This is a genomic window from Microbulbifer maximicatervae (SeqCode) (genome assembly GCF_052467385.1).
Genome location: NZ_CP174311.1, coordinates 4,273,312 through 4,292,771 on the forward strand (window position 1 = coordinate 4,273,312; position 19,460 = coordinate 4,292,771).

The following is a 19,460-nucleotide window of genomic DNA, read 5'->3' on the forward strand; positions in this document are numbered from 1 at the left end:
CATTGTCGCACTCAAATTCACTTCAAATTGGCAAAAACTTCAATCGCTCGCTTCCGTCCAGCCCCCACATCGCAAATCACTTGAGGATAGCCTTGAGTCGGCGGTGGATCGTGTATGGCTTTGTCGCTTAGCTCCTTTAGCTCAGGTATAAATTTGCGGATAAAATCTCCATTGGGATCAAAACGTTGCGACTGACTATAAGGATTAAATACACGAAAATAGGGTGCAGCATCAGTACCCGTGGAGGCAGTCCACTGCCAGCCCCCATTGTTGGAAGCAAAGTCTGCATCAATTAAGCGCTGCATAAAGTAGCGCTCACCCCAGCGCCAATCTATCAGCATATTTTTACTGAGAAATGAAGCTACTATCATACGCAATCGATTATGCATCCAGGCAGTCTCATTTAACTGTCGCATCGCTGCATCAACTATCGGAATCCCAGTCTCCCCCAAAGTCCAACGCTCAAACTGATCCTTATTGTAGGACCAGGGGATTTGGTCAGTTTCCTGCTTGAATGGCCTCCCTTTACTCAGACGGGGAAAGTCCACCAACAAATGGGTATAAAACTCCCGCCAGATTAATTCGCTAATCCAACAGGCCGCCCCATCATCTCCATCCAGCCAACGTCCCTCGTTCATATCCAGCGCCATAGCTATACATTGGCGAATCGAAACAGCGCCACTATTTAGGTAGGGGGATAAACAGGAGGTACTATCGAGTGCTGGAAAGTCTCTCTCTGCCTGATAAGCAGATATTTTTCCACTGAACTTCTTGAGCCGTTTCAGTGCCGCCTTTTCTCCTGCTTGCCAACCTTTAATCAGGCCTTCATTGTCGATCTTATCTATCGAGTATGTCGACAGTTGCGCTGGAATCTTTTGGCTTAATTTCTGCCCTTCAGATAAAGAAAACCACTTTGGCCAATGTGCTCCATTTTCCCGGTTAGAAATTTTCCGAGGCTTAGGTAAGGTTTTTATTTCACTATCGGCACACAATTGAATCAGTGCACGCTTGAATGGGGTAAACACCTTGTAGGGTTCCCCTCCGCCGGTTCTTACTGCTCCCGGTGGAAGCAGGGTGCGGTCACTGTAGAATTGAACCTGAACCCCCTCTTTTGTCAGTAAATCTTTTACTGCATTATCACGGCGCAGCTCATTGAGAGGATATTCAGCATTCGCATAGAGAGCATTGATATTCAAGCGTTCAGCTATTTGCTGAAGAACCCCTGGAACCTGAGCAAAAGTAGGAACTTCAACGAAGTACAGCGGTATATTGCGCTCCTCTAATCCATCTTGTAATTCACGCAAACAGGCGATACGAAAAGTCACCAATGGATTGCCTTCATCCTGGCTCTGCCAGGTACCCGGACAGGCAATAAATACAGCAGCCACCTCCTGACATTGCATACTGGCTTGGTAAAGTGCTGAATTATCATTGAGGCGTAAGTCACTGCGTAGCCATACCAGGCCACGTGGCAAAGTCACTGGGCGACTCATAGCTTTAAAGACTCCCGCAATTGTGTAACTGCGCTCTCTGTATTTCCGGCAAGTACCCTTGTTAAAGGGAGTTGCTTTAAATCAGCCAAAGCCAAGCGCTGCACCTCAATAAAATCACCCGCAAGCCACAGAGGATCCGTCATCCCCTGAACAGCACTTGGTAGCTCACGTTCAAGAATATTTTTGGGCAGAGCCTTGTGGCTATAGCAAAGCACTCCCTGAGCACTCAGTTTTTTGACTGTACTTCCCAGCTCCAATAATCCCGCAGGATAAGCCAGGGTAACGACCTCTATTCCTGCGGCAAGGAGTACCGCAATAAACATCTGTATAAATGCCTGTTGGCCCTGAACGCCAATGTCCAGTAAAAGAATACGGGGCTTCGCCTGGGACTTGTCTTTGTCCAGGTTTTTCCTGGCAATACCATTAGCCAGGAGTAGCTGTTCATTTAACAGAGGCCAGAAAAATGTCTGTGCTCCATGGGCTTCAGGTAGGCGAAACCGCTCAAGCCGCACATGCAAAGGTTTTAACCAGTGCTCCAATAGCAAAGCGGCAGGGAATGAGGAAAACCACTGATCGAGACGGCGGCGCAGCTGGGGTTCTGCAAAGTCTCTGAGAAGACTGGAGGTTTCATCCAGTATCGCCTGCCAATTGTTTTTTCCATCGCCTGTAGTCGCTGGCAACCCCAATTTGTCCTGCTCTCTCGCTAACAAGTTTCGCACTTGACCAATGGAAACGCCCCTGGCGAGGCATTGCAGGACCTTTTCAATCTGCTCGACTTCCTCTTCACTATAAAGGCGATGCCCTTTGCTGGTGCGCATGGGTTTTAGTAAACCATAGCGGCGCTCCCAGGCCCGTAAGGTCACGGGGTGCACCCCGGTCCTCCGAGCTATCTCACGAATCGGAAAATAGTTTTTTTCAACAACTTCTGGGTCGGACATGACGCTCATTATCGAAATTCACATAAACCTAATTCAGCCGGCTCGGCAGCGAGCAAGACCTGGCTGTGGATAAAGTGGTGTGGGCTTCTCGGCAAGTAATGACGGAGCATAGTAAGCACCGCCGAAATCGGTTTATGCCCTTGCCGGTACTCCTCGATAAGCTGGGCCAATTCAGCCCGCTCTTCCCGGCTTAAATAGCCCTTTAAATGCCCCTGGCTGTGCATCAGTGCATTGGTTCGATCCTTGCGCGATGCATGTTGGGAGAGAATATCCATAATCCGCCCACGAATTTCATAAGCGAACTCTTCGGGGGTCACCGCACGAGAGTTGGAAACAAACTGACCCAAGGCACGGGTTAGAGGCTGGCTATGGGCTAACAAGAGGTACTTATAAGCGGTGTAAAACTCAATAACTTTAGCGGGTCGAGGATCCGGCGATACATAGCGATGCCAGGCATCGTAAGCGAATACTCGGGTTAAAAAGTTCTCGCGAATATCGCTGGCATTCAGTCGCCCTACTTCCTCCATAGGGAGGTGGGGAAAATTCTCTCTCACACGCGCAGCAAATAGACCTGCCGAATGCGCCAGTACACCGCGACCATCTTCTTTGTAATGGGGGGTAGTACGCACACCGCAGCTGGGAGACTTTTGCATCAGGATAAAACCGCGCAACTGCTCAACCTCCGGGCTTATCTCATCTGCGTAAGCCTCAAGGTCCTCTGTCACATCGATATTGGTGTCATCGCGCCCAACTGCGCGCAGGCGATCACTGACAATCAGGTGAATTGGCGGGCGGGGCACTCCCAAGCCTATTGCCACTTCCGGGCAGTAAGCTTGCAGATCAAAGCAATTACCCAGCAGCTGAGTGCAGACTTTGCTGTGCTTATGGCTACCGTTATATCGAACTGGATCACCCACGGCACAGCGGCTGATACCAACGGGAATCTTATGCGGCAGGAATTGAATATTCATAGTCACAAGGTGAGCAGGTAATGGCCTACCTTTTTTATAGCCCGCCACTAAAACTTATACAAGCTCTGCCTTTGTATAAGTTTTTGAAAATCTCCTGCAAGGTCGCCGTGGCTTGCGCAAATGCAAACCAAAGCTACAATGCAAAGCCGCGTTCATTCCGAGATTTAGCGCTGCGCGCACTCTTATCGCCAGTCCCCGGTCTGCGATGCGGCCCACACCTCCCGGAAAGTACGGATTAGCTCATGATTCCAGCATTGCGCGAAGTCGACGAGGTTCAGGCGCTCTATTTGCAGTTCTTGCAGGAACTGAAGGACGCAGGTTTCCGTGGCGATACCACCCCCAGTTATGCCAGCCGCACGGTCCTGGCTACCGATAATTCGATATACCAGGTCCTCCCCCAGGCCGTTGTTTATCCCCGCGACAGTCGTGACTTGCAGCTGCTCGCTGAGCTGGCTGACAGGGAGGAGTTTCACTCGGTAGTGCTATCCCCCCGTGGCGGTGGTACCGGTACAAACGGCCAGTCCCTGACCGATGGACTGGTTGTGGATATCTCCCGCCATATGAACCAGATCCTCGAAATCAATGTTGAGAAGCGCTGGGTCCGGGTACAGGCCGGTGTGGTCAAAGATCAACTGAATGCAGCACTCAAACCCCACGGCCTCTTTTTTGCTCCGGAGCTTTCCACCAGTAACCGGGCCACCATTGGCGGCATGATCAATACCGATGCCTCGGGCCAGGGTTCATGTGTCTACGGCAAAACCCGCGATCACGTGCTGGAGTTACACACCGTATTATTGGGCGGTGAGATTTGGCACTCGGCCCCGATCGACGATGAGGAGCTGGCACAAGTTAGTGTCGGGGATAAACGCTCTGCACAGGTTCACCAAGTCTGTGACTCTATCGCGCGTACAAAAGCAGAGTTAATCACAGCAAAATTTCCCAAGCTCAACCGCTGCCTCACCGGCTACGACCTGGCTCATATTCGCGACGATAAAGGCTTTAACCTCAATAGCGTTCTCTGTGGCTCAGAGGGAACCCTGGGTTTTATCGCCGAGGCAAAACTCAACCTGTTGCCAATTCCCAAATGTGTCGCTTTGGTCAATTTAAAGTACGACCATTTTCAAGAGGCGCTACGCGACGCCAAAGACCTGATGCTGGCCGGTCCCATGTCTATCGAGACAGTAGACAGCAAAGTGTTGCAGCTGGCGATGGAGGATATTGTCTGGCACAGCGTCAGTGAATTTTTCCCAACAGACGATCGCCCGGTCAAGGGCATTAATTTAGTCGAGTACGCCGCCGATAGCGAAGAGGAATTGGAGCAGGCACTAGCTCAATTTACCGCTCATATTGATGAAGCTATTGGCCAAGCAGGTAAAAGTTTCGGCTATTCCATTGCCCGAGGCCACGCCGAGGTCAATCGAATCTGGGCCATGCGCAAACGGGCCGTGGGCTTACTGGGGAATGCCCAGGGAGAAAAACGCCCAATTCCCTTTGTCGAAGACACGGCAGTACCACCGGAAAACCTGGCGGATTTTATCGCTGAGTTCCGCGCGGTATTGGATGAGGCCAATCTCGACTACGGTATGTTTGGCCATGTCGATGCGGGCGTGCTGCACGTGCGTCCGGCAATTGATATGAAAGACCCCCAGCAAGCCGCACAAATTCGTCCGATCACCGATCAGGTGGTCGCCCTCACACAGAAATATAAGGGCCTTTTGTGGGGGGAGCATGGGAAAGGTGTCAGGTCTGAATACGCACCGGAATTTTTTGGCGAGCTCTACCCAGAGCTGCAAAAAATCAAAGCCGCCTTCGATCCTCGCAACCAACTCAATCCGGGGAAAATAGCTACCCCCAATGATGACAGCCAGCTGCTGAAAATTGACGAGGTATCCACCCGAGGCGAGCGGGACCGGCAAATTCCAGCCCAGGTCTGGGAGGGCTATGAGGAAGGTGTGCACTGCAACGGCAATGGCGCTTGTTTTAACTGGAACCCCGACGATGCCATGTGCCCTTCCTACAAGGCCACTCGCAACCGTATTCACTCTCCCAAGGGGCGCGCCTCTTTAATGCGCGAATGGCTGCGATTGCTCAGTGAAAAAAATGTCGATGCGGTCTCCAGTGCCCAGCGCCTGCGGGAACGCTCCTTTTTTGTCGGACTCCCCAAGCGCATTATCAATTCCCTGGCAAAAACCCGGGGAGAGTACGATTTCAACCACGAAGTTAACGAGGCGATGCAAGGCTGCCTGGCCTGTAAATCCTGTGTAGGGCAGTGCCCGATAAAAGTGGATGTGCCGGAGTTTCGCAGCAAATTCCTCGAACTCTACTACAGCCGCTATTTGCGTCCGCTAAAAGATTACGCCGTCGGTGGGCTGGAATTCCTGATGCCACACCTGGCCAAGCTACCTCAGTTATACAACTGGCCACTAAAACTCAAGCCAGTTTCCTTCCTGATGGAGCGCCTGTTCGGCATGGTGGACAGCCCACTGTTATCGGAAAAAACCTTGAAAGCGACTATGGCGGAGCTGGGTGTGCCTGTCGCCAGTGCCGCCTGCCTGGAGTCCTTGGGCCCGGCACAGCGCAGTCGCGCAGTGGTGATAGTGCAGGATGCTTTTACCAGTTACTTTGATGCCCAAGTGGTTGCCGACATCGTGCGCTTGCTAAAGCAGCTCGATTTTGTCCCCATGCTGGCGCCCTACCGCGCCAACGGCAAACCCCTACATGTGCACGGTTTCCTGCGCCAGTTCCAGAGGGTCGCTGAATTAAACAGCCAGATGCTTAACGACCTCGCCGCCAGCGGTATTCCCCTTGTGGGCATCGACCCCTCAATGACCCTGACTTATCGCTCCGAGTATAAAAAGCTGATGGGCGATGAGGCACCCAAGGTCCACTTGTTACAGGAATGGCTGGCTTCCCAGCGGGAGCACCTGGAACAACAGCGCCACCGCATAGCGCCCGCCAACTTCCAGCTTCTGCCCCATTGCAGTGAACAAACCAATGCCACCGCCTCGGTGAAAGACTGGCAAAATGTTTTCACTGCCCTGGGCCTGGAACTCGCTACCGAGAGCCTCGGCTGCTGCGGTATGGCCGGTACCTATGGCCACGAAGCAGATCACAAAGAGACCTCACGAGTCATTTTCCAGCAATCCTGGGCGCCCCGATTGAACAGTGGCGAAAACCAGTTGGCCACCGGCTATTCCTGTCGTTGCCAGGCCAGTCGCTTTGCAGGCGTATCCTTGCGCCATCCGCTACAGGGGCTACTGGCACAACTGGATAAATAGGCATTTACTGACGTAAGAGGCCCATATCTCCGGGTCTCTTACCGTCCACCCAAAGTAGCCTGCGGGAAGTGCCTATGCACAAACATCTCTCAAACCTGCTCATGCTGTTTTATGCACTGCTTGGCATCGCCGTATTGCTAGCAGCAATATCCATAAGCTCAAACTCCGGGAAACAACAATTAGGGCACCATCTATCCCAGGCCCAACACTCCCTGGCATTGGTTACTGAGGCTGAAACCTACGCCCGCACGGGCAACTACGCCGACGCACTGCCACTTTACGAAAAGGCCATCTCCTCGCTGTCCGACTATCCGGATCAACAGCAGGCCCTGCGCTACCGCTACGGTATTGTGCTCAATGCATTTAGCGCCCAAGCGCGACCTGACCTCTACCCCCTTGCCCGCGCACAGTTCGAATCGGTCCTCAATTACCTGGATGAGGGCGCGGTGCTACCGCAGTCCACCGCGAGAGTGCGGTCAGCCATGGCACACACTTACCATCAGCAAGCAGCAACGGAGAAGGAGCACACTCAGCGAGCTCATCTTTTACGCTCGGCTTACCTTCTATATAAGAGTGCAATCCAAGGCCTGCGCGAACAGGCGGAATGGCAGAACCTTGCCATCACCTATTTCAACCTAGGGCAAGTCTGTGAATGGCAGGGAAACCTGGAGGAAGCCATCATCTGGTTGGAAAAAACGGTGAAGCTGGACATGCAGCACAAGCTGCCGGACCTCCAGGAAGACAGTGACTACTTATCCGCATTGCGCAGCCAGGTGGAACCGATACTGGAAAACCCCGAAACCGCGCTGTAAGTACTGGGGATTCCCTGCACTTTTTAATGTGACGCACCGGTTTTTCCGCTAAAACCTGCTGTTTTTTGTCATATCAGCAATATATGGAGAATAAGTCACAAATAATTTATAAGGAATTTTTTACTGTTCCAGTCATGCTAAGCAATGCCCTCCACCACTCCTAGCACGACTCTTTAGAATGACATCGCTGTCACGCAATTTTTCTCTTTTGAAACCATTTACCAAGGAGCTGGGTTCTATCCGGCCATTTCCTTCTGTACAAAATATATACAGTGCAATTTTATTGTTCTTTATATCTGAAAATTAAGCCATTTTTTTATTTTCTGTAAATAACCCGCCAATTCATACGGCTTTTTCTCGCTTTGCAGGAAAAAGTTGATACCTCAGGAATCGCCGGTAATATAGCCAGCGTTGATTAAATATTGATCAACGATTTCCAAACAAACTTGGAAATTTCACAAGCAGCCCTTGGCTTGTGACCATTTATGACCTGGAGGTAATGGGACATGATGAAACAGACTCTGCGAAATACTGCCTTTTTTATTGCTGCCTTGCTCGCTATCGGTGTAAGCGTTAATGCCTCAGCAGCACTTAAGAAAACCATGATTGTTGACGCAACTGCTTACAACTCTGTACCCGGACAAACTGACAGTGATCCCTGGGTAGCAGCTTGGAACAACCGCCTGCGCCCCGGTGACAAAATTATCGCCGTATCCCGTGACCTGGAAAAACACGGTCTGACTAACGGCGCCAAAGTTAAAATTGAAGGTCTGCCTGGCACCTATACCGTGCGCGACCGTATGAACAAGCGTTTTACTAACCGAATCGATGTTTGGATGGAGAAAGACATTAAGAAAGCCCGCGCCTGGGGCAAGAAAAAACTGAAGATTGTTTTTGAACCCGTAAAGTAATTAGACCTAATTTCAACAGAGCTTGTGACCCCGCCCTCCAGCGGGGTTTTTTTATTGTTAAAAGAATTTATATCCAATCCACCAAAAAGCAATCAGGGTTCCATCTCCATTAAAAACCCTTCTAGCTCTATACAATTTGAATTTCCGATATAAAACAGGCTCGGCTGCTGGTTCTCGGTATAGCGATGTTTTAATCCATCCTCGCCAATTAATATTAAGTATTCTGATTTTACCCAGCGCTCACCCTCCCTGTATTCCGTTAGCCATAAAAGCGACGGCTGCCCCTCGTGACAGAGCCCATAAAACATGCGGGTTTTTTCCACCAGTTTCTTGGTCATGTAATCTAGATAGCGGCCGGGATAGGTATAGCGATCAGCCTCAATACCAATTTTCTCTGGGTTTATCCCCATATTGGCGCGGCCAACTCTCTGTATATAAATTGCCAGGTTCTCGTCGCAATCGAGACAATGGCGCCCGGCAACGATGGCATAGCCACTCAATTCGGAGATAAGTCGGGCTTCTTTCAGGTCAGTGGTGAGCAGCTGTCGATTGGAAAGGCGGATGCTCTCTGCGGATACCAGTGGACTTAATACAGTCACCAGCAGAATAAGGTAGCGCAGGTTCATGGGGAGGGTAACCGCAGGTTAGGTAGTACCGCCGGAGACCTGGATTCCACCATTGTCTCGCGGCGGCACTGTGATTGGGTGTGCTGTTACACAGTCGCGATTCCCTTCTCACATTAACCATAGCAGTTTGAACAAATGTCAGCCGACTTTTGCCACAACTCCCGCTGGGAATTGCCAGTCAGCCGATTCATTCTGAAGAGGGCTTACCAGCTGCCATCAGCTTCCTGAACTGGCCCAACAAAGGTAGCGATCCCCTCCTCTTTAAGAGCATCGAGCGCTTCATCCAGCGCTTCCCGCTCAGTCTCAAACGCGTCTTCCCAAACGGTTGAGTTGTTGTGTTCATCGACGATTTCAAGCAGCCAGCCGCCCTCACCATCTTCATAAATATCGATCTGGACGGAAACCTCGCCCTCCCGATAGATCTGGCTCAACTCCGATTCTTTCGGTGCAAACTCTTCGCCCATGGGATTCGCCTCGCTGTGACCTTGAAATTTCGGCCAGAACTTTGACAACTTGCGGCCCGACGGTCAACTACAAATCCCTTTTCTTGCAGGTGCGGACCGCCTGCTTACTGTACGACAAGCTCCTTTTTTTGCGATAAAATGCGCGGCGATTTTTTCTGCTCCGGATTTGCGATCCGGCCCGCAACTGAGGAAGTACCATGAACCATTTTGTTGTCTGTGCACTGTATAAGTTCGTTACCCTTGAGAACTTTGAAACGCTTCGCGCCCCACTGCTGGAGGTGATGCAAGAAAACAGTGTTCGCGGCACCCTGCTGTTGGCCCAAGAGGGCATCAATGGCACTGTAGCCGGCTCCCGCGAAGGTATCGACGCGGTATTAGCCCATTTGAAGTCAGACGAGCGCCTCGCCAACCTGGACTACAAAGAGTCCATCACCCAGGCAATGCCCTTCCTGCGCAGTAAAGTGAAGCTAAAGAAAGAAATTGTCACCATGGGTGTAGAGGGCATTGATCCACTGCGCACCGTCGGCACCTATGTCAAACCCAAAGACTGGAATGCCCTGATCAGCGACCCAGAGGTTGTTGTCGTGGACACCCGCAATGACTATGAATTCCAGGTCGGTACTTTCAAGAATTCCATCAACCCGGAAACTGAGACTTTCCGCGAGTTCCCGCAGTACGTAAAAGAGAATATGGACCCGGCCAAGCACAAGAAGGTCGCCATGTTCTGCACCGGCGGTATCCGCTGCGAGAAGTCCACAGCCTATATGAAAGAGCAGGGCTTTGAAGAGGTATATCACCTCCACGGCGGTATTTTGAAATACCTGGAAGAAGTCCCAGCAGAAGAATCCCTGTGGGAAGGCGAGTGCTTTGTTTTCGATGAGCGGGTGACAGTCAACCACAACCTGGAACGCGGCAAATATGATCAATGCAATGCATGCCGCATGCCCATCACTGAGGAAGACCAGCAATCTCCCCTGTTCGAGCAGGGTGTAAGCTGCCCGCACTGCCACGACAAGGTGCCTGAAGCCGACCGAGCCCGTTTCCGCGAGCGCGAAAAGCAAATTCAGCTGGCCAAACAGCGCGGTGAAGTACACATTGGCCAGGACGCCCGCGCGCAAACCGTCTCCCGCCGCGAGCAAAAGAGAGAGGAGCGCCGCCGCCAGGCTGAAGCCCAACAGGCGCGCAACCAGCAGGCCTAACTCCTCCCCTAGAGAGCAAGAGGCTGAGGTACGACCTTTATCTGGGCTAGCCAGGCCTCTGCCTCGGCCTCCACAACGAACTCCCTAGAACTGAGCCTGCACAGGCAGGAGCCATGGCTGGGCAGCGGACAGGTCCAGCGCCCTCGCGGATGTAACACCGCGATAAATGCCCGTCGCAGCACAGGGTTCTCAGCAATAAAGTGAATAAACTTCTGGTGTTCCTCCAGTGTGGTTTTGCTGCGCGCATAACGCAGGTCAAGTAGTACACGTAGGGGTTTTCGGTGGCGATACTTTTCCACCAGTAGTGCAATGGCTTCTATTTTGTCCTTATACCCCACCGGACCAAAAAAAAGCACACGCGCTATTCCACCCGCCGGCCGATAGCTAATATGAAAATTCATTGATAACAGCACCCGTGCGCTTGTCTTTTTTATTTTTATCGACTACAGCTTCCGCAATGCCTCTTTTTATTGTCTTACCTGTACTGAAAACGCGAAATAAGGCAGACTTTTTTCTCGTACACTCCTGATATTTACTTCTACCTCAACGGCAATCCAACATCCGTATAAAGGGTTTGACGTTTGTCGGCGAAAATACTGCACCTGTAAACCCGTTTTAATACCCTCAACCCCAACTACATTTAATAAGCGACAAAAAACCTGCAAATACTGCCACCTAAAAATCATAAGCGGTCTATATCGCAAAAAAATATCGGCTTTATGATTTTTAAAACAATAAGTAACTAGTACGATCAAAATACCCCTGTTTTTTACCAGGTAATTCTGTGAAATATTTTGAAAATTCTAATTTACCCAGGGCGCGACAGAAGTGGGCTATCGCTAAAAGGAAATCTGTACCATAAAACAAGGAACAAACTAGTACGGCTTACTTCAATGAGGGACACCGGGCTGCATCAATATAGAAATATTGGAGCCCGGTAAAAACAGAAAAACAAAGAAAATTATTTCTTTGTGATCAATATCGCGAATGGGTTCAACTTATTTCGATTTCCGGCATATCGCTGTCATCACTGCTGTTTAACCAGATCTGGGCAGCAGCCTTGCGGGCAATTTCGCAATAAAAACCAGCAATTTCACTATCTGGATCGGAAATAACACTGGGTTGCCCGCTATCCACATCGGCGCGGATTTTCTGTGCCAGCGGAAGCTCTCCCAGTAAATGGGTATCGTACTCTGCAGCGATTCGCTCACCGCCACCGGTACCGAAAATTGGCTCGCTGTGACCACACTTGGAACAAGTATGCAGCGCCATATTTTCCACAATACCCAGCACAGGTACCGATACCTTGCGGAACATCTCCACGCCCTTAATGGCATCTTTTAGTGCCAGGTCTTGAGGGGTAGTTACAATTACCGCACCGGCCAAGGTAGTTTTCTGTGCCAGCGTCAATTGAATATCCCCAGTACCCGGGGGCATATCCACAACCAGGTAATCAAGCCCATCCCGACTTTCCCCCCACAGGGTTTGACTGAGAATCTGGTTGAGCGCGCCGCTGGCCATAGGCCCGCGCCATACCGCAGGGGTCTCCTCGGTCATCAGGTACCCCAGAGACATTGTCTCTATTCCGTGAGCCTCTACCGGCACAAAGAATTTCTGTTCTTTCACATGCGGGCGCTGGTCTTCAGTTCCCAGCATGGTGGGCAGGCTCGGGCCGTAGATATCAGCATCCAACAAACCAACCCGGGCACCTTCCGCCGCCAGGGCCAGGGCCAGATTGACAGCAGTCGTGGACTTGCCAACCCCGCCTTTGCCCGACGCCACAGCAACAATGTTTTTTACCTTCGCCAGAGTTTCCGGCGCCCCGGAAGTCGGCGTAGCGGGAATATCGCTGAACAGCTCAAACTGCAACTTGGAGCCTTTGAGGGGCCCGGCTTTCAACAGCGGCTGACAGCTCTCCTCCACCCGCTGGTGCCAATCTGCCTCCTGGCTCGCACACGGATATCCCAGGGTAATCCCGGCGAAAACAGTTTCGTCCTCATACCCAACTTCAATTTCTGCGTCCAAATCATCCAGCGGCAAGCCACTGGCAGGATCATGCAACTGGCCGAGGCACTCCGCCAGTCGCTCCAGTTCAGCCTGAACTTCCTGTGACAGCTCGTCATGATCGTGATGATGATCGCTCACGGTATCTCCCTCTCAGCGCTTCTAGATTGGCTCGCATTGTGTCGGATGACGCGGCCTAACACCAGCCACAGCAGCCAAACAAGGATTCACATAAGCCAGCTTGATCCCTCCACGACATAGTGCAAATCTGCTATATTCCGCGGTCTTTTGACGATCTTCGGCCCACTCTCCGTGAGTCCTTGGCCGCAACCCCACAGCGATGGAAAAACCGATGTCCGATACGCGCAACATTCTCGTCACCAGCGCACTGCCCTATGCCAATGGCTCCCTACATCTGGGCCATGTGCTCGAATATATCCAAACCGATATTTGGGCCCGCTTCCAGCGTGCGCGCGGTAATAACTGCCTGTATATCTGTGCCGACGATGCTCACGGCACTGCAATTATGCTGAAGGCTGAACAACTGGGCCTGACCCCGGAACAGCATATCGCCAATATGCAGGCAGAACACGAGCGCGACTTCGCCGACTTCCTAATTGGTGTGGACAACTACCACTCCACCCATTCAGAGGAAAACCGCGAGCTGTCGGCAATGATCTACCGCCGCCTCAGCGAAAACGGCCACATCGCATCGCGCACTATTACCCAGGCTTTCGATCCAGAGAAACAGCTTTTCTTGGCGGATCGCTATATCAAGGGAACCTGCCCCCGCTGCAGCACGCCCGACCAGTATGGTGATAACTGTGAAGCCTGTGGCGCCACCTACAGCCCTACCGAACTGATCGATCCGGTATCAGCGATCTCTGGCGCCACTCCGGTAGAAAAGGAGTCCGAGCACTTCTTCTTTACCCTGCCTGCATTCACCGAATACCTGCGCGAGTGGACCCGCTCCGGCACCCTCCAGGACGAAGTGGCTAACAAACTGGCCGAATGGCTGGAAGAGGGCCTACAGGAGTGGGATATCTCCCGCGATGCCCCTTACTTCGGTTTCGAAATCCCCGATGCGCCAGGTAAGTATTTCTACGTGTGGCTCGACGCCCCCATCGGCTATATGGCCAGTCTCAAAAACTACTGCGACAGCAACGGGCTGGATTGGCAGGCCTACTGGAAAAAAGACAGCGATGCCGAGGTGTATCACTTTATCGGTAAGGATATCGTCAACTTCCACGCACTCTTCTGGCCGGCCATGCTGGACTCGGCGGACTTCCGCACCCCCAACAAAGTTTGCGTACACGGCTTCCTTACCGTAAACGGCAAGAAGATGTCCAAGTCCCGCGGCACCTTTATCAATGCCCGCAACTACCTGGATCACTTGAGCCCTGAGTATTTGCGCTACTACTTCGCCGCCAAACTGACCGGTGGCGTCGATGACCTGGATCTGAACCTGGACGATTTTATCGCCAAGGTGAACTCTGATCTGGTGGGTAAAGTAGTCAATATCGCCTCTCGCACCGCCAAGTTTGTCAGCAAGTCCGGTGGCAAGCTGGCCGACGGACTGGCCGACAAACAATTGTGGAACCAGTTTGTAGAAGCAGCTCCACGAATTGCCGAGTATTACGAGCAGCGGGAATATGCGCGCGCCATGCGCGACATTATGGCTCTGGCCGACGCCGCCAACGCCTGGATCGCCGACAAGGCTCCCTGGTCCCTGGCCAAGCAGGAGGGCACCGAAGCTGAGGTTCTGGCTATTTGCTCCCAGGGTGTGAATATGTTCCGCGCCCTGATCACCTGGCTCGCCCCGGTATTGCCCAACACTGCACAAAAAGCGGCGGAGTTCCTCAACAGTGAGCTGGACTGGAACAGCGCAACCAAACCGCTGACAGATCACGAAATCAAGAAGTTCAAGCCGCTGCTGCAACGGGTGGAGAAAACCCAGGTAGATGCGGTTATGGATGCGGCTGCGGAATCCCTGGCCCAGCTACAAGCGGAAACCAAAGCTGCTACCGGCCCTCTGGCGGAGGACCCCATTGCTGAGGAAATCCAGTTTGATGACTTCGCCAAAGTAGACTTGAGGATCGCCCTGATCGCCAAAGCTGAGCATGTTGAAGGCGCCGGTAAACTGCTGCGCTTAACCCTGGACCTGGGCGGCGAAACCCGCCAGGTATTTGCCGGTATTAAAAGCGCCTACGCCCCTGAAGACCTGGAAGGTAAGCACACCGTTATGGTCGCTAACCTGGCGCCGCGTAAAATGCGCTTTGGTGTCAGTGAGGGTATGGTTCTGGCAGCGGGTCCCGGAGGTAAGGACCTGTGGATACTGGAGCCCCACGAGGGCGCCAAACCCGGTATGCGCGTAATGTAATTTCCCTGCGCTAACGCAGGGAAACTGCAATCAAGCCGGCACACACCAGCCCCACTCCCAGCAGCTGGGGCCTGTGTGCCGGCTCCTTGAGTAACCAGACCGCCAAACCCACGCCCAGGGGAATACTCAACTGCCTTAGGGCGACTACATAACTCACATTTTCAGTCATTGTCATCGCCAGCAGTACCAGGCCGTAAGTCGCTCCCATCATGGCACCGGTCAGAGCCCCGACCTTCAAATCCCGAAAACTTTGGATCAATGGCGCAGTGCCACTCTGCCCCAGGCACCCCAGAAGCAGCCATACACCACAGGCGAGAAACTGCATCCCCAAATAGCTGTAGGCCAGAACAAGCGCAGGGATAGTGCCTCCCGCAGCATCCCCCAGGTAAATCAGCGCCCCTTTATCCGCCAGTGAATAGCCCACAGTGCCAATGGCTGCTACCAGCGCCCAGGCGCAGTCCGCGCGCCAATAAGCTCTCCAGTGCCACTCGCGGAAATACACCAGCGGTACCAGCAGGCAGCCAATTGTCACCAACAGCATTCCCACCCAGGCGAGTGGAGGCAACGATTGCCCCAACAATACCGTTGCCAGTGCAACCAGCAATACCGGCAATGCTCGAGCAACGGGATAGACCAATCCCATATTGGCTCGCTGGTAGGCGAGGGATAAGCCCCCCATATAAATCATTTGAAAAAAACCACTACCGATAAGGAGGATCCAAAAACTTCGCGGGAGTGAATCAACCTGATATAGCAACCAAAAATTTAGCGGTAAAAGAAAAATTCCAACACTGAGAGTCGCGATACAAAAAAAGGCGGGAGTTGGTGTGCGGGACTTCCCCAGTAAATTCCAACCCGCGTGTAGAAATGCAGAAATTAAAACAAGACTGGCAGCGGTAAACGATATTCCCATAGAGGCCCTCTTCAATTGCGACAGAAAGGCCCCGACAAACCAACCGTAGCCACGAATATGCGCAGTTAAGGCCGCTGGCCAGCAAAGTTTTGCATTCCTTCTTCACTGCCGTAGCATGTCCACCACACTGCAAATCTATCGAGGAGATGTCATGCGCGGCGTATTTCTGGACACTTTGACAATGAAGCTTGAGGAGCTGGATACCTCGGCCCTAACAAATAGTCTAGACCAGTGGGACTTCTATGAAACGACTCCCGCCGAAAAAGTCGCGGAGCGAATCGCCGAGGCCGAGGTGGTAATAACCAATAAAGTCATAATAAGCCGCACATTATTGGAGCAGGCCAGCAAATTAAAAATGATTTGTGTTTGTGCAACCGGTACAAATAACATCGATCTCGCCGCCGCACAGGAATTAAATATTCCGGTGTACAACGTTAAAGGTTATGCGGGGGCTTCTGTACCACAGCACACTCTTGCCCTGATCCTGGCTCTTGCTTCCAAGTGGCACCGCTATCACAACGATGTTTTTGCCGGACGCTGGAGCCAATCTACAATTTTTTGCCTGCTCGATCACCCAGTGGTTGAACTCGCAGGAAAAACACTCGGTATCATTGGCTTTGGTGCCCTCGGGCAGAAGGTGGCAAAACTGGGGGAAGCCCTGGACATGCGGGTACTGGTGGCTGAATCATTTAGCGGCACACCCGCTGAAGGCAGGACGCCACTGCAACAATTGTGTGCAGAGTCCGATGTCATCAGCCTGCACTGCCCGCTCACAGAAGAAACCGATCAGCTGGTAGACGAGCAATTCATCGCCGCGATGAAACCCGGCGCACTCCTGGTCAATACGGCTCGGGGAGGGCTGGTCAATGAACAGGCACTGGCGGATGCTTTGCGCAGTGGACACCTTGGGGGGGCGGCGCTGGATGTCCTCAGCCAGGAGCCCCCACCCGCCAGTCACCCACTATTGGACAGAGATATCCCCAATTTGATTATCACCCCCCACAACGCCTGGATCAGCCGTGAATCACGCCAGCGCCTACTCAACGGGGTCGTAGAGAATATTGAAACCTGGAAAAGTGAGAGTACCAGCCATCCATAAACAACTCGCTTTTATCTAACCCAAGCCATCTCAGGCATCTGCCGGTCCGAGGACTAATCCCCTCGGTGAACTCAGGCCGGCTTTTGCCGTTTGAAACTACGACCGGGCCCGAACAGCTGCCAGCCATAGTCCAAGATCAGTAGCAGAGACAGGGACTTTTTCCTGCAAAAATCGCGTGAAAAAAACCCCTTTTTCAAGTGGGAATTACCACGCGGGACTATAGACTTCCTCGGCAATTAAACCCCGAGAGGAGAAACCTGATGGCAACCGCAAGATCTCCACATACGAACTCCAGTAGGGAGAAGCTGCAACAGGCCTATAATCTTGCTGGAGAGGCCGCTTCACAAGCTGCTGGCAGCTTGAAAGAGAGGGCCCGGACCTCTGTAGAGTCCCAGAGACAACGTGCCACCGATGTAATGGAAAAAGCGGAGTCCTCACTTCGGGAGCGCCCCATTCTCGCTGTTGGCTGTGCATTCGTTGTTGGCTGGGCAATTGCGAAGCTCTTTAAGTAACGCTTCTCTCTTTTTTTCGACTGGTAAGGACACCCCCTGATGGGCAATGAAAAAAAGTCCCAAGCGTCTGGCGAGAATGCCGATTCCGCTGCGCAGGAGCGCAGCCCGGGTCAGTCTTCACCTTCTCCCTCAGGGAAAGACTCTGATGGAGAAGGTGAAAATAGCCTTGAAGCTACCCTTGCTCGCGCCGAGGCAACACTGACCCTACTGACTGCCTGGTTGGCTAATATTCAAAAGCTATTCCAGTTGGAGTTGGATAGAACGATTGCAGCCGGCAAGCGTATTGTTGCCCTGCAACTGATGTTACTGCCTCTAAGTGCGGCCCTCATCGTCAGTCTCTGTGGAGGCGTTGGGCTGATTGCCTACTATTTTTCCCAGTCTATTTATTTGGCATTTCTGGTATTTATTCTTATCCAGGTCGCTATTTTGGCGGGAGCTATCGTTTATCAAAAGAAGCTGGTGCCCCTACTGGGTTTTGAAGAGACCAAGCGACAAGTTAAAGAGGCTTTAAACGATGTCACTGAAGTCTTTAAATAAACAGATCGAACAATGCAGCCGGGATACGGAGCGACAGCGGCTCAGTGTATTGGCAATCGTAAATCAGCAACAGCAAGATGTTCAGCAGCGTTTACAGGGAATTCCCCTGCCACTGGTTTTAGGTCTGGCTTTAATCGCCGGCTTCGCGGCGGAAAAATTGTGGCAATTGCCCCGCACCTCACAGGTGGTTCAGTTTATGCTGTCTATGAGGGCTTTTTAGCCGACGCTACTCTTTATATAAATATTAATTAACGGCCACTTTTAAAAAGAGGGGCACCGGAAAATAACCATAGAAAATAGATACTGGCACATCCTTGTGCCAGCCTTACCTATTAATACCCTGTATTAATCAACATCCTTATCGGTCACTTTATCTTGGGTGTTATTGTCAAAATCACCAGCGCTGTGGCGCTCATGTAGTTGTTCGCTAGGCTCACCCCAGGTTCGATTGACCATTCGTCCGCGCTTTACTGCTGGCCGCTCTGCAATTTCCCCCACCCAACGATTGAGATTTTTATAACTCTGGGTATCGAGAAATTCCGCCGCACTATAAGCTTCATTACGCACCAGAGCCCCATACCAGGGCCAGATCGCAATATCGGCGATGGTATAAGTCCTTCCCGCCACATACGGATGCTTTGCCAGCTGTTGGTCCAATACGTCCAACTGGCGCTTTACTTCCATAGCAAATCGGTTGATCGGGTATTCATATTTTTCCGGTGCATAGGCATAAAAGTGTCCAAAGCCTCCCCCCAGGTAAGGGGCCGAGCCCATCTGCCAGAAGAGCCAATTCAAAGCCTCGGTGCGCTGCTCGGGCGTATGAGGCAAGAGGACATTAAACTTTTCCGCCAGGTAAAGCAGTATGGAGCCACTTTCAAATACCCGGATTGGTGGCGTAGTGCTGTGATCCACTAAGACCGGAATCTTGGAATTTGGGTTTGCCTCTACAAAACCACTGCCAAACTGCTCTCCTTCAGTGATACGGACTAAATGGGCATCGTATTCGGCTCCCTCAAACCCAAGTTCCAATAACTCTTCTAACATCACCGTCGCTTTAACCCCGTTCGGCGTGGCCAAAGAATAGAGCTGCATCGGGTGCTGCCCCTGCGGCAGCGCTTTATCATGGGTCGCACCCGCTACCGGCCGATTGATACTGGCAAAAGCGCCCCCGCTTTCCTTATCCCACTGCCAAACCTTGGGGGGAGTGTAGGTTTCGTTCGACATTAAACTGCTCCAACTGAATTTAAGGTTGCTCTCAAGCAAAAACACGCATGCCGGGTCAATATACTGTATTGCCTCTACCCCACGCTTAACACCAAGTAC

Annotated in this window: 18 protein-coding genes; 9 read left to right on the forward strand and 9 right to left on the reverse strand. The window is 52.0% G+C overall.

Translation table 11 applies throughout. From position 1 onward, the window contains the following. Positions 1-17 precede the first annotated feature (17 nt). The 3 genes from ACJJIR_RS18255 to ACJJIR_RS18265 all read right to left on the reverse strand — a co-directional run bounded on the left by ACJJIR_RS18255 (position 18) and on the right by ACJJIR_RS18265 (position 3,402). Positions 18-1,493, reverse strand: a complete 1,476-nt coding sequence (locus tag ACJJIR_RS18255; RefSeq protein WP_444906407.1) for a cryptochrome/photolyase family protein — start codon at positions 1,491-1,493, stop codon at positions 18-20. After that, the gene (locus tag ACJJIR_RS18260) at positions 1,490-2,365 is read right to left on the reverse strand and encodes a MerR family transcriptional regulator (RefSeq protein WP_444906408.1); all 876 of its coding nucleotides are present in this window, start codon (positions 2,363-2,365) and stop codon (positions 1,490-1,492) included. The genes ACJJIR_RS18255 and ACJJIR_RS18260 overlap by 4 nt, the downstream gene beginning before the upstream one ends. Positions 2,366-2,439: 74 nt before the next feature. After that, complete coding sequence (locus ACJJIR_RS18265; protein WP_108731802.1) at positions 2,440-3,402, reverse strand: YbgA family protein; 963 nt, start codon at positions 3,400-3,402, stop codon at positions 2,440-2,442. A 242-nt stretch (positions 3,403-3,644) separates the two neighbouring features. Between ACJJIR_RS18265 and ydiJ the strand changes: the two genes are divergently transcribed. The 3 genes from ydiJ (at position 3,645) to ACJJIR_RS18280 (ending at position 8,403) form a co-directional block, all read left to right on the forward strand. Continuing rightward, a complete protein-coding gene (ydiJ, locus tag ACJJIR_RS18270; protein WP_444906409.1) occupies positions 3,645-6,680 on the forward strand; it encodes a D-2-hydroxyglutarate dehydrogenase YdiJ in 3,036 nt (1,011 codons plus the stop codon). A 74-nt stretch (positions 6,681-6,754) separates the two neighbouring features. Further along, positions 6,755-7,492 carry a tetratricopeptide repeat protein gene (locus tag ACJJIR_RS18275; protein WP_282934256.1) on the forward strand — a complete coding sequence of 246 codons (738 nt, stop codon included), beginning with the start codon at positions 6,755-6,757 and terminating at the stop codon, positions 7,490-7,492. Positions 7,493-7,998: 506 nt separating this feature from the next. Continuing rightward, a complete protein-coding gene (locus ACJJIR_RS18280; RefSeq protein ID WP_238152122.1) occupies positions 7,999-8,403 on the forward strand; it encodes a 3D domain-containing protein in 405 nt (134 codons plus the stop codon). Positions 8,404-8,495: 92 nt separating this feature from the next. On the opposite strand, the gene ACJJIR_RS18285 is transcribed toward ACJJIR_RS18280, so the two are convergent. Together ACJJIR_RS18285 and ACJJIR_RS18290 are read right to left on the reverse strand one after the other, a co-directional pair. Beyond that, a complete protein-coding gene (locus tag ACJJIR_RS18285) occupies positions 8,496-9,029 on the reverse strand; it encodes a hypothetical protein (RefSeq protein ID WP_444906410.1) in 534 nt (177 codons plus the stop codon). A gap of 203 nt (positions 9,030-9,232) precedes the next feature. Continuing rightward, positions 9,233-9,493 (reverse strand): hypothetical protein, encoded by a 261-nt coding sequence (locus ACJJIR_RS18290; protein WP_108731798.1) that lies wholly within the window; start codon positions 9,491-9,493, stop codon positions 9,233-9,235. A 197-nt stretch (positions 9,494-9,690) separates the two neighbouring features. Here ACJJIR_RS18290 and trhO point away from each other — a divergent pair, with 197 nt between their 5' ends. After that, positions 9,691-10,692 (forward strand): oxygen-dependent tRNA uridine(34) hydroxylase TrhO, encoded by a 1,002-nt coding sequence (trhO, locus tag ACJJIR_RS18295; protein WP_444906411.1) that lies wholly within the window; start codon positions 9,691-9,693, stop codon positions 10,690-10,692. Positions 10,693-10,700: 8 nt separating this feature from the next. Here trhO and ACJJIR_RS18300 read toward each other — a convergent pair whose 3' ends face one another. Continuing rightward, complete coding sequence (locus ACJJIR_RS18300) at positions 10,701-11,093, reverse strand: hypothetical protein (protein WP_282934259.1); 393 nt, start codon at positions 11,091-11,093, stop codon at positions 10,701-10,703. A gap of 592 nt (positions 11,094-11,685) precedes the next feature. Then, the gene (gene apbC, locus ACJJIR_RS18305) at positions 11,686-12,837 is read right to left on the reverse strand and encodes an iron-sulfur cluster carrier protein ApbC (RefSeq protein ID WP_413664391.1); all 1,152 of its coding nucleotides are present in this window, start codon (positions 12,835-12,837) and stop codon (positions 11,686-11,688) included. Between the two features lie 211 nt (positions 12,838-13,048). Here apbC and metG point away from each other — a divergent pair, with 211 nt between their 5' ends. Beyond that, positions 13,049-15,076, forward strand: a complete 2,028-nt coding sequence (gene metG, locus ACJJIR_RS18310; protein WP_444906412.1) for a methionine--tRNA ligase — start codon at positions 13,049-13,051, stop codon at positions 15,074-15,076. 10 nt (positions 15,077-15,086) lie between these two features. Here metG and ACJJIR_RS18315 read toward each other — a convergent pair whose 3' ends face one another. Continuing rightward, positions 15,087-15,989, reverse strand: coding sequence for an EamA family transporter (locus ACJJIR_RS18315; protein ID WP_444906413.1), 903 nt, complete (start codon positions 15,987-15,989; stop codon positions 15,087-15,089). A gap of 151 nt (positions 15,990-16,140) precedes the next feature. On the opposite strand from ACJJIR_RS18315, the gene ACJJIR_RS18320 reads away from it, so the two are divergent. The 4 genes from ACJJIR_RS18320 (at position 16,141) to ACJJIR_RS18335 (ending at position 18,357) form a co-directional block, all read left to right on the forward strand. Further along, entirely contained in the window at positions 16,141-17,088 is a 948-nt protein-coding gene (locus ACJJIR_RS18320; protein ID WP_282934264.1) for a D-2-hydroxyacid dehydrogenase, read from the forward strand. Between the two features lie 260 nt (positions 17,089-17,348). Beyond that, a complete protein-coding gene (locus ACJJIR_RS18325; RefSeq protein WP_282934265.1) occupies positions 17,349-17,600 on the forward strand; it encodes a hypothetical protein in 252 nt (83 codons plus the stop codon). Positions 17,601-17,639: 39 nt separating this feature from the next. Further along, on the forward strand, positions 17,640-18,137 hold the full coding sequence (locus ACJJIR_RS18330) for a hypothetical protein (RefSeq protein ID WP_413664388.1): 498 nt from the start codon (positions 17,640-17,642) through the stop codon (positions 18,135-18,137). After that, entirely contained in the window at positions 18,115-18,357 is a 243-nt protein-coding gene (locus ACJJIR_RS18335) for a hypothetical protein (protein ID WP_413664387.1), read from the forward strand. The genes ACJJIR_RS18330 and ACJJIR_RS18335 overlap by 23 nt, the downstream gene beginning before the upstream one ends. A 125-nt stretch (positions 18,358-18,482) precedes the next feature. Here ACJJIR_RS18335 and yghU read toward each other — a convergent pair whose 3' ends face one another. After that, complete coding sequence (gene yghU, locus ACJJIR_RS18340) at positions 18,483-19,361, reverse strand: glutathione-dependent disulfide-bond oxidoreductase (RefSeq protein WP_444895198.1); 879 nt, start codon at positions 19,359-19,361, stop codon at positions 18,483-18,485. Between the last annotated feature and the right edge of the window lie 99 nt (positions 19,362-19,460).